Annotated in this window: 14 protein-coding genes; 10 read left to right on the top strand and 4 right to left on the bottom strand. The window is 72.3% G+C overall.

What is annotated here, in order from left to right; genetic code table 11:
- Window positions 1–101: 101 nt before the first annotated feature.
- Window positions 102–605 (top strand): hypothetical protein, encoded by a 504-nt coding sequence (locus tag ACIBO1_RS03325; protein WP_396741033.1) that lies wholly within the window; start codon window positions 102–104, stop codon window positions 603–605.
- A 17-nt stretch (window positions 606–622) separates the two neighbouring features.
- Entirely contained in the window at window positions 623–1,204 is a 582-nt protein-coding gene (gene thpR / locus ACIBO1_RS03320; RefSeq protein WP_396741032.1) for an RNA 2',3'-cyclic phosphodiesterase, read from the top strand.
- A 42-nt stretch (window positions 1,205–1,246) separates the two neighbouring features.
- Here thpR and sepH read toward each other — a convergent pair whose 3' ends face one another.
- The 3 genes from sepH to ACIBO1_RS03305 form a co-directional block, all read right to left on the bottom strand.
- Window positions 1,247–2,326, bottom strand: a complete 1,080-nt coding sequence (gene sepH, locus ACIBO1_RS03315; protein ID WP_396741031.1) for a septation protein SepH — start codon at window positions 2,324–2,326, stop codon at window positions 1,247–1,249.
- A 260-nt stretch (window positions 2,327–2,586) separates the two neighbouring features.
- Window positions 2,587–3,714, bottom strand: coding sequence for a phosphoserine transaminase (serC, locus tag ACIBO1_RS03310; RefSeq protein ID WP_396741030.1), 1,128 nt, complete (start codon window positions 3,712–3,714; stop codon window positions 2,587–2,589).
- 366 nt (window positions 3,715–4,080) lie between these two features.
- Window positions 4,081–5,187 carry a citrate synthase 2 gene (locus ACIBO1_RS03305; RefSeq protein ID WP_396692183.1) on the bottom strand — a complete coding sequence of 369 codons (1,107 nt, stop codon included), beginning with the start codon at window positions 5,185–5,187 and terminating at the stop codon, window positions 4,081–4,083.
- A gap of 285 nt (window positions 5,188–5,472) precedes the next feature.
- On the opposite strand from ACIBO1_RS03305, the gene pdxH reads away from it, so the two are divergent.
- The 7 genes from pdxH to ACIBO1_RS03270 all read left to right on the top strand — a co-directional run bounded on the left by pdxH (window position 5,473) and on the right by ACIBO1_RS03270 (window position 11,555).
- The gene (gene pdxH / locus ACIBO1_RS03300; protein WP_396741496.1) at window positions 5,473–6,099 is read left to right on the top strand and encodes a pyridoxamine 5'-phosphate oxidase; all 627 of its coding nucleotides are present in this window, start codon (window positions 5,473–5,475) and stop codon (window positions 6,097–6,099) included.
- The gene (locus ACIBO1_RS03295) at window positions 6,096–7,436 is read left to right on the top strand and encodes an MFS transporter (protein WP_396741029.1); all 1,341 of its coding nucleotides are present in this window, start codon (window positions 6,096–6,098) and stop codon (window positions 7,434–7,436) included. Before pdxH ends, ACIBO1_RS03295 begins: the two co-directional genes overlap by 4 nt.
- Before the next feature lie 11 nt (window positions 7,437–7,447).
- A complete protein-coding gene (locus ACIBO1_RS03290; RefSeq protein ID WP_396741028.1) occupies window positions 7,448–8,377 on the top strand; it encodes an aldose 1-epimerase family protein in 930 nt (309 codons plus the stop codon).
- 19 nt (window positions 8,378–8,396) lie between these two features.
- Window positions 8,397–8,999 carry a nitroreductase family protein gene (locus ACIBO1_RS03285; protein ID WP_396741027.1) on the top strand — a complete coding sequence of 201 codons (603 nt, stop codon included), beginning with the start codon at window positions 8,397–8,399 and terminating at the stop codon, window positions 8,997–8,999.
- A gap of 191 nt (window positions 9,000–9,190) precedes the next feature.
- Window positions 9,191–9,496 (top strand): type II toxin-antitoxin system VapB family antitoxin, encoded by a 306-nt coding sequence (locus ACIBO1_RS03280; RefSeq protein ID WP_131055140.1) that lies wholly within the window; start codon window positions 9,191–9,193, stop codon window positions 9,494–9,496.
- A gap of 30 nt (window positions 9,497–9,526) precedes the next feature.
- A complete protein-coding gene (locus ACIBO1_RS03275; protein ID WP_396741026.1) occupies window positions 9,527–10,687 on the top strand; it encodes an acyl-CoA dehydrogenase family protein in 1,161 nt (386 codons plus the stop codon).
- A gap of 115 nt (window positions 10,688–10,802) precedes the next feature.
- The gene (locus ACIBO1_RS03270) at window positions 10,803–11,555 is read left to right on the top strand and encodes a DUF4230 domain-containing protein (protein ID WP_396741025.1); all 753 of its coding nucleotides are present in this window, start codon (window positions 10,803–10,805) and stop codon (window positions 11,553–11,555) included.
- Between the two features lie 375 nt (window positions 11,556–11,930).
- Here the strand turns inward: ACIBO1_RS03270 and ACIBO1_RS03265 are convergent, their stop codons facing one another.
- Window positions 11,931–12,137, bottom strand: coding sequence for a PspC domain-containing protein (locus ACIBO1_RS03265; protein ID WP_117230305.1), 207 nt, complete (start codon window positions 12,135–12,137; stop codon window positions 11,931–11,933).
- A gap of 570 nt (window positions 12,138–12,707) precedes the next feature.
- Between ACIBO1_RS03265 and ACIBO1_RS03260 the strand changes: the two genes are divergently transcribed.
- Window positions 12,708–14,084, top strand: coding sequence for an L-serine ammonia-lyase (locus ACIBO1_RS03260; RefSeq protein ID WP_396741024.1), 1,377 nt, complete (start codon window positions 12,708–12,710; stop codon window positions 14,082–14,084).
- Window positions 14,085–14,130: the final 46 nt, after the last annotated feature.

The raw sequence follows: 14,130 nt of genomic DNA, 5'->3' as shown, positions 1-14,130 counted from the left end.
GGTGCCCCGACGTGGTCGGGGTGCCCGGATCTGAAGGGGTGAGCGGCGCGGATACCGGAAAATCGGTTACGTCACGCTGGGTGTCGGCATAGCTTCTTTGCGTGGAGGTTCTGCGTGCGCTGCTGCTCGCCCTGTCGCTGGCCGGCGTGGTCCTCCTGCCGGTGCTGATCGTCCTGGTGGTCGGTGCCGACGACATGGTCGGCCGGGTCACCTACGGCTACTCGCAGTGGCGTGCCCGGCGTCGGGACCGACGAGTGATCGCCCGGCTGCACCGGACGCTGGCGGCCGACAGGTTCGCCGTCCGGGCCGATCTCGCCGCCCTCGACCGGCGCGACCGACATCCGTTGGAGCAGATCGCGGCCGACCTGAGGTGCCTGCGGCGGGAACGGGTCGGCGGGGCGGCGGTGGTGTGGCACAGCGCCGTCCTCGACGCGTACGACGACCGCCTCCGGTTGGCCTGCCGGGCACTGGGTGTCACCGAGCACCTGGCCGAGTTGACCGGCGTCGACCGGCAGATCGAACGGGTCAGAGTGGAGGGCGAGCTGGATGCCGCCGGGCTGCGCCTGCCGGCGACCCGCCCCGGGCAGCGCGAGCGGCACCGCTAGCTGCGATCCTTCACGAGGTGCGACTCTTCACCGCGATCCATCCGTCGACCGAGGCGGTCGCGCACCTGACCGACCGGGTGGTGCGGCTCCGGCTCGGTGCCGCCGCTGCCGCCGGGACGAACGTCCGACTGTTCGATCCGGCGCGGGCCCACCTCACCCTCGCGTTCCTCGGTGACGTCGACGCGGGGCGGCTGGTCGAGGTGGAGAGCGCCCTCGGGCTCGCCGCCGAGTGGGCGCGGGAAGGGCGTACCGCCGCTCCTCGGCTTCGGTTGGCCGGCGGCGGGCGGTTCGGTCGGGGACGTTTCACCGTGCTCTGGGTCGGGGTGGGCGGCGAGGTCGAGGCACTGCACGTGTTGGGGCGACTGGTCCGCTCCCGGCTGCGTCACGCCCGGCTGCCGTACGACGAGAAGCCGCTGCGTCCGCACCTGACCGTGGCCCGGCCTGGCGACCGGCTATCACCGGCTGACGTGGACGCCGATCTCGCCGCCCTGACGGACTACCAGGGCCCCGAATGGTCGGCCGGGGAACTCGTGCTCACCCGCAGTGAACTGGGGCCGCACCCGGCCCACCACCGCCTCGCGGCGTGGCCGCTGTCCTAGCTCAGCGCCCTCGGCGGGCACCGGCGCGTGGCCGATGCCCGGTCAGGAGGACTCGCGGGCCGCGGGACCGCTGCCGAACAGGACGTCGTCCCAGCTCGGCAGCCGCTTGCGCGGCTTGGCGCCGGCCTCGGTCGACTCGTTGCTCGTGGCGGCCGGGGCACCCGTGCGGCGCGGTCGCAGCACCGCCAGCGACGGCACGGCCGGGACCTCCTTTGGCGCGTCCGCGTCGTCGTCGAAGGCGGAACCCTGACCGCCGCCGAGCAGGGCGGCTGCCCCGCCACCGACGGCCCGGCGCTGCGTGTCCTGGCCACCGGCGAGCGCGGCCGGCGAGCGGGGCTCAAGGCCACGGCCCGAGGTGGAGCCGAGCGGACGGTCCAGCGAGGCGAGCAACGCGTCCCGGCCGGCCCGGATCGGATCCCGGCCGGATCGGTTCTGATCGGTCGGCGCAGGCAGCCCGTGCCCACCCCGGCTCGGCTCACCGCGCGACGGGCCGGGCAGGGCGTGACCGCCCCGCTCCGGTGCCGGTTCCTGGCCGAGGAGCGGCGCGGGCCGCTCGGCGCAGAGGTATTGCGCCATGTCGTCGTGTGGGGCCACCGACTGCCGGGTCTTGTCCAGATCCCAGACTGCCTGGGCAGTGGCCTTGCCGGACGGCCAGGTGGCGACGATCCGCCAGGTGCCGTCGTCGCGACGCCACGCGTCCCAGGAGATCTTCTCGGTGTCGATCCCGTGCTGGGCGAGCCGGCCGTTGACCACCTCGGCGAGGGGCGTGGGCTTCTCGGCGCCCTTGAGCCGGGTACGGCGGGCGTGCTGGGCGAGCATCGCCCGCTCCTGGAGCACCGGCCCGGCGTAGCGGAGCACTCGGTCGACCGGCACACCGGCGATCCGGGCGACGTCCTCGGCGGACTCACCGGAGCGGATCCGGGCCTGGATGTCCCGAGGGGACAGCGACGGCACCGGGTCGGCGGTGGACGGTGCCACCGCGAGCGTGGGCGCACCCGGCTCGGCGTGCATCGCTCCGGCGATACGCTCGTCGATGGGCAGGGCGAGCAGGCGCCCGACCTCGTCGGCGAGCACCAGGGCCTGGCCGTCCTCGGAGAGGGCGACGAAGCGTACTGGGCGCATCGCGTTGCCTCCGTCCCGCTTCGCTGGCCGTTACGCCACGAGCCGGCCACCCGGGGCGTTGCGCTCCACGGTACGCCCATCCGGAGCCTGGTGGGAGACGCCACGCCCGGGCAAGTCGAGCTGAGCAGCCTAATTCCCCGCTGCTGAGCGCTGTGCGGCGGGTCAGTGCCGCGAGCGCGACAGTGGCGTTTGTCGCAGTACGACACGGGCCCGGCGACCACGGTGGGTCGACCGGGCCCGCAGGGTCACCGCGAGTTCACTCAGAGTCGCTCGACCACGTAGTCGATCGAGGCGGTCAGCGCCTCCACGTCGGCCGGCTCGACGGCCGGGAAGAGGGCCACCCGGAGCTGGTTGCGGCCCAGCTTCCGGTACGGCTCGGTGTCCACGATGCCGTTGGCGCGCAGTGCCTTGGCGATCGCGGTGGCGTCCACCCCGTCGGCGAAGTCGATGGTGGCGACCACGTTGGAACGCAGCGCCGGGTCGGTGACGAACGGGGTGGCGACGGTCGAGCGCTCGGCCCAGCCGTACACCGCCGCGGCGCTCTCGGCCGTGCGCTTGGCCGCCCAGGCCAGCCCACCCTGGGAATTCATCCAGTCGGTCTGCTCGGCGGCGAGGAAGATCGTCGCCAGCGCCGGAGTGTTGTAGGTCTGCTCCAGCCGCGAGTTGTCGATCGCGGTGACCAGGTCGAGGAAGGCCGGGATGTACCGGCCGGAAGCCTTGATCTCGGCCGCCCGCTCCAGCGCAGCCGGCGACATCAGGGCCAGCCAGAGCCCGCCGTCGGAGCCGAAGCACTTCTGCGGGGCGAAGTAGTAGACGTCGGTCTCGCCGACGTTGACCTCCAGGCCACCGGCGCCGGAGGTGGCGTCGACCAGCAGCAGCGAGCCCGGGTCGGCACCGGCGACCCGGCTGATCGGCACCGCCACACCGGTCGAGGTCTCGTTGTGCGGGGTGGCGTAGACGTCCACGCCGGCCTCGGCGGTCAGGGTCGGCGCGCTGCCCGCATCCGACTTGCGGATCGTCGGCTCGCCCAGGAACGGCGCGTCCTTGACGGACTTGGCGAACTTGGCGCCGAACTCGCCGAAGCTGGCGAACTGGGCCCGGTCGCGGACCAGGCCGAACGTGGCGACCTCCCAGAACGCGGTGGTGCCGCCGTTGCCGATCACCACCTCGTACCCCTCGGGCAGCGAGAAGAACTCGGCGATGCCGGAGCGCAGCCGGGCCACCTGGTCGCGGACGGTCTTCTGCCGGTGCGAGGTGCCCAGGTAGCTGGTCGCCACCTCGGCGAGCGCGGAGACCGCAGCCGGACGGACCTTGGACGGCCCGCAGCCGAAGCGGCCGTCGGCGGGCTTGATCTCGTCGGGAATCCGGATGGTCGGTGCGTCAGCCACGGTCGTAAAGATCCTTCCGCATGGGTCGGGGCCCGGGTGAGCAGGTGGGGCGGACCGACGGCGGGCGCGTGCGGGTGCACGGTCGAAGCCGGGGTCTAGCCCATCGGGCGGCGCTGCCGGAATTCATCCTTGCACCCGTCGACGCCCCGCCGGGTGCTGGTCCCAGCCCCAACCGTGAGGCGTCCGCCACAGCCCGTGGCGTCGCCCACACCCCCGCCGCGCGCCCGCCCGCTGCTGCCCGCCCGCCGCGCAGCGCTCGCTGCGCGGGGTGCCGCGCCTGAATGTTAGGAAGGGACCCCTGTACTACCGGAGACGGTAGAAAGGGTCCCTTCCTTACACCTACAGACGTCGGGCGACGCCGACGCCTCAGACGTCGTGCGGGACGGCGTCCCAGCCCTCCACCTCGTTGGGCTTGCGCGGGCCGTGGCCCACGTACCGGGCGGAGGGGCGGACCAGCCGCTGGAGCCGCTTCTGCTCCAGGATGTGCGCGCTCCACCCGCCCATCCGGGCGCAGGTGAACATCGAGGTGAACATGTGCGCCGGCACCTCGGCGAAGTCGAGCACCACGGCGGACCAGAACTCGACGTTGGTGGCGAGCACCCGGTCCGGGCGGCGGGCCTGCAACTCGGCCAGCGCGGCCCGCTCCAGCGCCTCGGCGACCTCGAAGCGCGGCGCGCCCAGCTCCTTGGCGGTGCGACGCAGCACCCGGGCGCGCGGGTCCTCGGCCCGATAGACGCGGTGGCCGAAGCCCATCAGCCGCTCGCCCCGGTCGAGCACGCCCTTGACGTAGCTCTCCGCGTCGCCGCTGCGCTCGACCGCCTCCAGCATGCTGAGCACCCGCGACGGGGCACCGCCGTGCAGCGGGCCGGAGAGTGCGCCGATGCCCGAGGAGATGCAGGCGGCGGCGTCGGCGCCGGTGGAGGCGACGATCCGGGCGGTGAAGGTGGAGGCGTTCAGGCCGTGCTCGGCGGCCGAGATGAAGTACGCGTCGACGGCCTTGACGTGTCGGGGGTCGGGCTCGCCGCGCCACCGCTTCATGAAGCGCTCGACGATCGTCTCCGCCTTGTCGATCTCCTTCTGTGGCACCGCCGGCAGCCCGAGGCCACGGGCGGACTGGGCGACGAAGGAGAGCGCGGTCACCGACACCCGGGCGAGGTCCTCGCGTGCCTGCTCGTCCGAGATGTCCAGCATCTGCTGCAGGCCCCAGTACGGGGCGAGCATCGCCACCGCGGACTGCACGTCGACCCGGATGTCGCCGGAGTGCACCGGCACCGGGAACGGCTCGGCCGGCGGCAGGCCCGGGCCGAACCGGCCGTCGACCAGCAGCGCCCAGACGTTGCCGAAGGAGACCTGGCCGATCAGATCCTCGATGTCGACGCCGCGGTAGCGCAGCGCGCCACCCTCGCGGTCCGGTTCGGCGATCTTGGTCTCGAACGCTACGACGCCCTCAAGTCCGGGTTTGAAGTCGGCCATCTCACTACTCCTGGTGTGTGGTCGGTGCGCCCGCCCGCCCGGCTCGGTGCCCCGGCCCCGGCCGGGTGAGCGCCTTCAGGCGACCCTGCTCCGGATGGTGTTCGTGACATCTTGCCTGCTGGTGATCGGGTATGCGACCCGCTGCGGATGTGCTGCTGACGACATCCCCGGCCGCAGGCGCCGTGGGGCCCTCGGTAAGACTGGCCCCGACGGGCTGGTCGCGGGGGCGAGCGGCCCGATCCAGAGGGAGGAAACGTGACGGGCGACACACCGCCACCCGCGGGGATGCGTCACGAGTACGCCGCAGACTCCGGCCTGATCGAGGCCGACCTGGCGGCGCAGTGGCACACGCAGTTCGACAGGTGGTTCGCCGACGCGGTCGCCGCCGGGCTGCCCGAGCCGAACGCCATGGTGGTCGGCACCGCCGACGCCGAGGGTCGACCGAGCGCGCGGACCGTGCTGCTCAAGGGCTACGACCCGACGGGCTTCGTCTTCTTCACCAACTACCTCTCGCGCAAGGGTGTAGAGGCGGAGGTGAACCCGTACGCCAGCCTGGTCTTCCCGTGGTTTCCGGTGCAACGGCAGGTGATCGTCGCCGGCCGGCTGGAACGGGTCGACCGGGCGGAGACCGAGGCGTACTTCGCCAGCCGGCCGCGTGGCTCCCGACTGGGTGCCTGGGCGAGCGCCCAGTCGTCGGTCCTGCCCGACCGGGCGGCGCTGGACGAGGCGTACCGGGTGGCGGCGGAGCGCTTCGCCGACGCGGACCCGATCCCCACCCCGCCACATTGGGGCGGCCTACGGGTCCGGCCCGATTCGGTGGAGTTCTGGCAGGGTCGGGCGAGCCGGCTGCACGACCGACTGCGGTTCCGCCGCGACGCCGACGACTGGGTCGTGGAGCGGCTGGCGCCGTGACCTCGACCGACACGGACCGGCCCCGCGAACGGCGGCGCTGGGCCATCGACCTGCGCCCGCTGCGGGTGGTCGCGTACCGGCGGCTCTGGCTCGGCAGCGGCATCGCCATGTTCGGCTTCCAGTTCACCGCGGTCGCCGTGCCGGTGGAGATGTACGCCCTCACCCAGGACTCGCTCTGGGTCGGGCTGCTGGGCATCGCCGCCTTCGTGCCGCTGCTCGTGTTCGGGCTCTGGGGCGGGGCGGTGGCGGACGCCATCGACCGTCGGCTGGTGCTGACCGCCGGCTCGGTGCTGCTCTGGGTCTCGGTGGCCGGGCTGTTGGCGCAGGCGTTGCTGGGGGTGGGCAGCCCGCTGCTGCTGCTCGGGCTGGTGGCGCTCAGCTCGGTCGCGTACGCGATCAGCGGGCCGGCGCGCAGCGCGCTGGTGGCCCGGCTGGTCCCGGCCGAGCTGGTGCCCGCCGCGACCACGCTGAACTTCACCACCGCGATGGCCACCTCGGTGCTCGGGCCGCTGGCTGCCGGCCTGATCCTGGCCACCTGGCACCTCGACGTGGCGCTGCCGATCGCGTACGCGGTGGACGCCGTGCTGCTGGTCGCCCTGGTCTGGGCGGCGCTGCGGCTGCCCGCGATGCCGCCCGAGCCGGACCCGGACGGTACGCCCCGACAGGTCGGGCTGCGCAGCGTCGTCGACGGGTTCCGCTACCTGCTCGCCAGCCGGGTGCTGATGCTCTCCTTCGGCATCGACCTGATCGCGATGGTGTTCGCCTTCCCCCGGGCGCTGTTCCCCGAGGTCGCCGCCGAGCGGTTCGGCGGAGGCGCGGCGGTGGGCTGGCTGTACAGCTCGATCGCGATCGGCTCGCTGCTCGCCGGGCTGGTCTCCGGCTGGATCGGCCGGGTACGCCGGCAGGGGCTGGTGCTGGTGCTCGCCGTGGTGGGCTGGGGCATGGCGGTGGCGCTGGCCGGGTTGGCCCGGCAGCTCTGGCTGGTCATCGCCCTGCTGGTGCTGGCCGGTGCGGCCGACCTGATCAGCTCGGTGGTGCGGCAGTCGATCCTGCTGATCTATGCGCCGGACCGGATGCGCGGTCGGCTCCAGGGCGTCAACACCGTGGTGGTGGCCGGTGGGCCGCGGCTGGGCGACCTGCGGGCGGGTGCCATGGCGACCGGCTTCGGCAGCGGCGTGGCCTGGGTCGGCGGCGGTCTCGTGGCGGCGGGGTTGGCGGTCGTCCTCGCGGTGGCGTTCCCGGCATTGCGGCGTTACCAGCCGCCGGTGACGTCGACCACCGAGGGCGCTTCCGAGGACCACCCGGCACGGCGAGCGCAGAGCGGTCCCGGGGGCTAGGGTCTGGCGACATGAGCAGCAGTGAGCCCCGTCCCCTGTCCGGGGCACAGTGGACCATTTCCGCCGCCGGTCACGAGGCGGTCATCGTCGAGGTGGGCGGCGGGGTCCGCACCTACCGGCAGGACGGGGTGGAGCACCTCGACGGGTACGCCGCCGACGAGTTGTGCCCCGGCTCGGCCGGACAGGTGTTGGCTCCCTGGCCGAACCGGATCCGTGACGGCGTGTACCCCTTCGACGGGCAGTCGTACCAGCTCCACCTGACCGAGCCGGAGCGGCACAACGCCATCCACGGCCTGGTCAACTGGGCCCGCTGGGAGCTGATCGAGCAGCGGCCGGACGAGGTCGTCGTCGGGCTCGACATGCCGGCGCAGCCGGGCTACCCCTGGCCGTTGCGGCTGCGTACCCGGTGGAGCGTGGGGGCGGACGGGCTGCGGGCCGCGCACGAGGTGACCAACATCGGCGTGGAGTCGGTGCCGTTCGGCTTCTCCGTGCACCCGTACCTGCGACTGCCCGGGGTGGCGGTGGACGACGTGGTGATGCGGGTGCCGGGGGAGACCCGGCTGCTGCTGGACGGGCGGCTGCTGCCGGTGGGCGTGGCCAAGGTCGCCGGCACCGAGTACGACTACACCGAGCCGCGCCGGATCGGCGACGCGGTGCTGGACCTGGCCTTCGGGCAGGTGATCCGGGACGCCGACGGCGGCTCCGCGGTGACGCTGAGCGCACCGGACCGGTCGCACGGCCTCCAGATCTGGGCCGACGCCCAGTTCGGTTGGTGGCAGGTGTACACCGGTGACACGCTGACCGGGGAGCGTTTCCGCCGGTCGGTGGCGGTGGAGCCGATGACCTGCCCGCCGGACGCCTTCCGTTCCGGTCGGGATCTGATCACGCTGGCGCCGGGCGACACCTGGCGCGGCGACTGGGGTATCCGGCCGGGCAACTGAGCCGGCGAGGAGGAACGACGTGGAGTTCGCAGAGGTCGTCCGGGGACGCCGCATGGTGCGCAACTACGACCCGGACCGTCCGGTCCCGCCGGAGGTCGTGGAGCGGCTGCTGGACCATGCGGTCCGCGCGCCGTCGGCCGGCTTCTCCCAGGGCTGGGGTTTCCTGGTGCTGGAGGAGCCGGCGGACCGGGAGCGGTTCTGGGCGGCCAGCACCCCGGAGGACGCCGGTACGGGACGCTGGCTGACCGGGATGCGGCGGGCTCCGCTGATCGTCGTGCCGCACGCGAACCGCTCCGTCTACCTCGAACGGTACGCCGAGCCGGACAAGGGCTGGGCGGACCGGTCGACGGACCGCTGGCCGGTGCCGTACTGGTACGTCGACACCGGGTTCGCCGCGTTGCTGATGATGCTGACCGCCGTGGACGAGGGGCTCGGTTCGTGCTTCTTCGGCATTCCGCCGCAGCGGTTGTCGTCCTACCGGGAGGCGTTCGGCGTGCCTGAGGCGTACCACCCGATCGGGGTGCTCACGATCGGTTACCGTGCCCCCGACCACCGGTCACCGTCACTGCGTCGGGGGCGCCGTCCGGTCGACGAGGTCGTCCGCCGAGGCCGGTGGAGCTGACCGAAACCGGAGGTTCGTCCGGTGCAGAACCGGACGACCGATAGCGAAACTGGCAACAAGGAGCAGAACGTGGGGTGCGTGCTGCGGCTACGCTGGCACGGTCACGGGCGCCGCGGTACGCGGCGCCCCGCCGCGACCCGGCCCGGCTCGGCGTCGTGGTTCGGCCCGACCAGGGGGAGGAGCGTGCCGTCGTGATCTTCAGAGCGGTCCGGGACGGGTGTCCCTACCCGCAACACAATCTGACCCTCAAGCAGTGGGCGGAGATCCCGCCCCGGCCGCTGCGGCTGGATCAGCTCATCACCACCAAGCGCGAGCTGGCGCTGGACAAGCTGCTCGCCGAGGACTCCACCTTCTACGGTGACCTGTTCCCGCACGTGGTGCAGTGGAACGGCGGCCTCTACCTGGAGGACGGCCTGCACCGCGCGTTGCGCGCCGCCCTGCAACAGCGCAACCAGATCCACGCCCGGGTGTTCGTGCTCGCCGAAGCGATCGAGTGACCCGACACCTCCTGCTGAACCGTCGTTAGGGTGGTGGGCGTGGACCTGCTCGACCTGGACTCGTCGCTGACCGAGGAGGAGCGGCAGATCCGCGCCGTCGTGCGCCGGGTGGTGGACGAGCGGGTCCGCCCGCACGTCGCCGGCTGGTACGAGGCCGGTGAGGTGCCGGCCCGCGAATTGGCCCGCGAGTTCGGCGCGCTCGGCCTGCTCGGCATGCACCTGACCGGGTACGGCTGCACCGGCTCGACGGCCGTCGCGTACGGGCTGGCCTGCCTGGAGTTGGAGGCCGGCGACTCCGGCGTCCGCTCCCTGGTCTCGGTGCAGGGTTCGTTGGCCATGTACGCCATCTGGCGCTACGGCAGCGAGGAGCAGAAGCAGCGCTGGCTGCCGGCGATGGCGACCGGCGAGGCGATCGGCTGTTTCGGACTGACCGAGCCGGACCACGGCTCCGACCCCGGATCGATGACCACCCGGGCCCGCCGCGACGGCGACGACTGGATCCTGCACGGTACCAAGATGTGGATCACCAACGCCCCGATCGCCGACGTCGCGGTGATCTGGGCGCGCACCGACGAGGGCGTGCGCGGCTTCGCCGTACCCATGGACACGCCGGGGGTCACGGCGCGCGAGATCGGCCGGAAGATGTCCCTGCGCGCCTCGGTGACCGGGGAGATCGCGCTCGACGACGTCCGGCTGCCGGCGGACGCCCGGCTGCCCGAGGCGATCGGGTTGAAGGCGCCGCTGGGCTGCCTGACCGAGGCCCGGCACGGCATCGTCTGGGGTGCGCTCGGCGCGGCCCGGGACTGCCTGGAGACCGCCCTGACGTACGCGACCACCCGCACCCAGTTCGGTCGCCCGCTGGCCGGCTTCCAGCTCACCCAGGCCAAGCTCGCCGACATGGCGGTCGAGTGGCACAAGGGCTACCTGCTGGCGCTGCACCTCGGGCGGCTCGCCGACGCCGGCCGGTTGCGCCCCGAGCAGGTCAGCGTGGGCAAACTCAACAACGTCCGCGAGGCGCTGGCCATCGCCCGTGAGTGTCGGACCATCCTCGGTGCCAACGGTGTCTCCGGCGACTACCCGGTGATGCGGCACGCCAACAACCTGGAGAGCGTCCTGACGTACGAGGGCACCTCCGAGATCCATCAGTTGGTGATCGGGCAGCGGCTCACCGGCGTCTCCGCGTTCACCTGATCTTTCACGCCTCTGACCTGCGAAAACACACGTTCGGGCGACTCGACGAGCGGCTGTCGTACCGGGGGCTTACCGTCATCAACAGACAACGCGTCTGACAAGGACGGTGAGGGCGATGGCACGCGACAGCGACATCAACGAGCCCACCAGCACGTTTGCCGACCACGAGCCCGGTGACGACAGCACGGGCCGGCCGGATGCCCCGCCCGTGCCACCGGGCGGCGGTGGCGGTGCCGCGAGGGCCCTGCTCTGGGTGCTCGGCGCCGCGGCGATGGCGGTGGTGGTGCTGCTCGGCGTGCAGACCACCGGGCTCCTGCCGGAGTTCCGCAACCCGTTCAGCAAGGAGCAGACCGACCGCACCCAGCCCGCGCTGCTGGAGTCGATGCAGGACCTCAGCCGCTACGTGGCCGCCGAGGGCAACTTCCAGGTCGTGGTCGACCTGGAGAACGACCGGCGCAACGTGCCGGACTGGCTGCTCAACCAGCGCACCCTGTTCGTCGGGTCCGGCAGCGTCGAGGCGTACGTGGACTTCGGGGCCCTCAGCGAAGGCGCGATCGTGCAGTCCGCCGACGGCAAGTCCGTCGAGGTCAAACTGCCCGCACCGCAGCTCGCCGAGACCAACCTCGACCTCGACAAGAGCTACGTCTTCGCGGAGGAGCGCGGGCTGCTCAACCGCGTCGGCGACCTGATCGGCGGCGACCCGAACCGGCAGCAGCAGGTCTATCAGCTCGCCGAGGACCGGATCACCGCCGCCGCCCGGGACAGCGGCCTGAACGCCCGTGCCGAGGAGAACACCCGCAAGATGCTGACCGGCCTGCTCGGTTCGCTCGGCTTCGAGCAGGTCACGATCACCTACACCGCTCCCTGACCCCCCGCACTGCCCCGCCCCTGCACTGCCCCGCCCCGCCGGCTGTCGCTCGACCTGCTGGCGGGGCGGTCGGTCGTCCACCCCGACGGGGGTCGAGGCAGCAACTTCATGGTTGTTGCTGCCTCACGCCGCTCTGGAGGCAGCAACAACCATGAAGTTGCGTGGCCTGGGCCTGAGTGCGGTGGTGTGGAAAGCCGAGGACCGCCGACGTGAGCCGGCGGCCCGGGTGGCCTTGGTGGGATGTCGTTGGCCTGTGTGGCAGCCTGCGCGACGGCACCTCCGGTGACCGGGGTGGCCTCGCCTGCGGAGGACGGAGGAATCCCATGTTGACCGCTGCTCAGGTGCGGGGTGGCCTCGCGTGCGGAGGACGGCCGGTCAGTGGCCTGCGACGAGGTAGCGGTCCTCGTTGGGCATGATGATCCAGAGTGCCAGGTAGATGACGACCTGAGTGCCGGGCAGCAGCAGCGACAGCAGGAACAACAGCCGGATGAGCCCGGCGGAGGTGCCGAAGCGCTGGGCCAGACCGGCGCAGACTCCGGCGAACATGCGCCCCTGCCGGGGCCGGACCAGTTTGCGACTCATGGTGGTACTTCCCCTCTGCGGCGATCCGCCGCTCCATGCCCTCAACGCTAGGAGCGGGTGGGCCCCGCGCCCTCGCCCGCGAGAACGAACCTCAGCGCGCGCACCCGTAGGTACTTACCCGCGTCCCCACCGAGCCACCCATCCCCGAGCAACCCCGACCCCGCGCGTCGATCGAGGAGCCGGGATTGGCCCCACCGCCGTGGCGAGGTCCGTCGATCAAGGAGTCGTGGCTGGGCCTCGCCGATCATGGACCCGTGGTGGTAGCTGCCGCCGTGGTGAGGACTCGTCGATCAAGGAGTCGTGGCGGGCGCAAAAGGTGCATACTCTGCCGAAACCTCGACCACAAGTCCATGATCGCGCCGGCGGGGCGGGGCGGGGCGGGGGCAGGGCGGGGGCGGGGGCGGGGGCGGCGCAGGGCGGGCGGGGCGGGGTGTGGGTGGGGCGGGGTAGGGTCGGCGGGTTGGGCGCTCTTACCAGGGCGTATGGCGGGCCGCGTCCGGATGGGGGGCGGCCACCTCTTTCGGCGGGCTGCTGACCGGTGATCCCGGGGCAGGGCGAGGAAGTGCAGTCATGATCAGTGTGTTCGACCTTTTCAGTGTGGGCATCGGGCCGTCCAGCTCGCACACGGTGGGACCGATGCGGGCGGCGCGTACGTTCGTCGCGGGGCTCAAGGCCGACGGGCTGCTCGCGGACGTGGTCCGGGTGCGGGCGGAACTGTTCGGGTCGCTCGGTGCCACCGGGCACGGGCACGGCAGTGATCAGGCGGTGCTGCTCGGGCTGGGCGGTGCTGCGCCGGAGACGGTCGACACCGACAGCGTCGACGCGCGGGTGGCCCGGATCCGGGCGGAGGGCCGGCTGGCGCTGCTCGACACGCACGAGATCGAGTTCGAGCCGGACCGGGATCTCACGTTGCACCGGCGGCGGTCGTTGCCGTACCACCCGAACGGGATGATCTTCGCGGCCTTCGACGCGAGCGGTGCCGAGGTCAGGGCGCGGACCTACTACTCGGTCGGCGGCGGGTTCGTGGTGGACGAGGCGGCGGCCGGTGCGGACCGGATCAAGCCGGACGCCACGACGGTGCGGTATCCCTTCCTTACCGGCGCGCAACTGCTCGACGTGACCACCTCGACCGGCCTGTCGATCAGCGAGGTGATGCTCGCCAACGAGGTGTCCTGGCGGGCCGAGTCGGACGTACGGGCCGGTCTGCTGGACATCTGGCGGGTGATGCGCGAGTGCGTGGAGCGCGGCTGTTCCCGGGACGGCACGTTGCCGGGCGGGTTGAAGGTGCGCCGCCGCGCGGCCGAGCTGCGCCGCAGCCTGGAGACCGACACGGTGGTGCCGGACGGGGATCCGCTGCACGTGATGGACTGGGTGACGCTGTTCGCCCTGGCGGTCAACGAGGAGAACGCGGCCGGCGGCCGGGTGGTGACCGCGCCGACCAACGGTGCGGCGGGGATCATCCCGGCGGTGCTGCACTACTACACGCGGTTCGTGCCGGGGGCCTCCGACGAGGGGGTGCTGCGGTTCCTGCTGGCGGCCGGTGCGATCGGGGTGCTGTTCAAGGAGAACGCGTCGATCTCCGGGGCTGAGGTGGGCTGCCAGGGCGAGGTCGGTTCGGCGTGTTCGATGGCCGCCGCCGGGTTGGCCGAGGCGCTGGGCGGTACACCGGCCCAGGTGGAGAACGCCGCGGAGATCGGCATGGAGCACAACCTCGGGTTGACCTGCGACCCGGTCGGGGGCCTGGTGCAGATCCCGTGCATCGAACGCAACGCGGTGGCTAGCATCAAGGCGATCACCGCCGCCCGGCTCGCGTTGCGCGGTGACGGAGTGCACGCCGTGTCGCTCGACAAGGTCATCAAGACCATGCGTGAGACCGGTGCCGACATGAAGGTCAAGTACAAGGAGACGGCGCGCGGCGGCCTCGCGGTCAACGTGATCGAGTGCTGAGCGCATTCACCGGCTGCTAACCTGTCGTCCGTTCAGCAGGCGGGAG

The sequence above is a fragment of the Micromonospora sp. NPDC049903 genome (assembly GCF_044460945.1).
GTDB lineage: Bacteria > Actinomycetota > Actinomycetes > Mycobacteriales > Micromonosporaceae > Micromonospora.
Note: the sequence above shows the minus strand (reverse complement) of the source record. Positions and strands in the feature narration are given on the sequence as shown.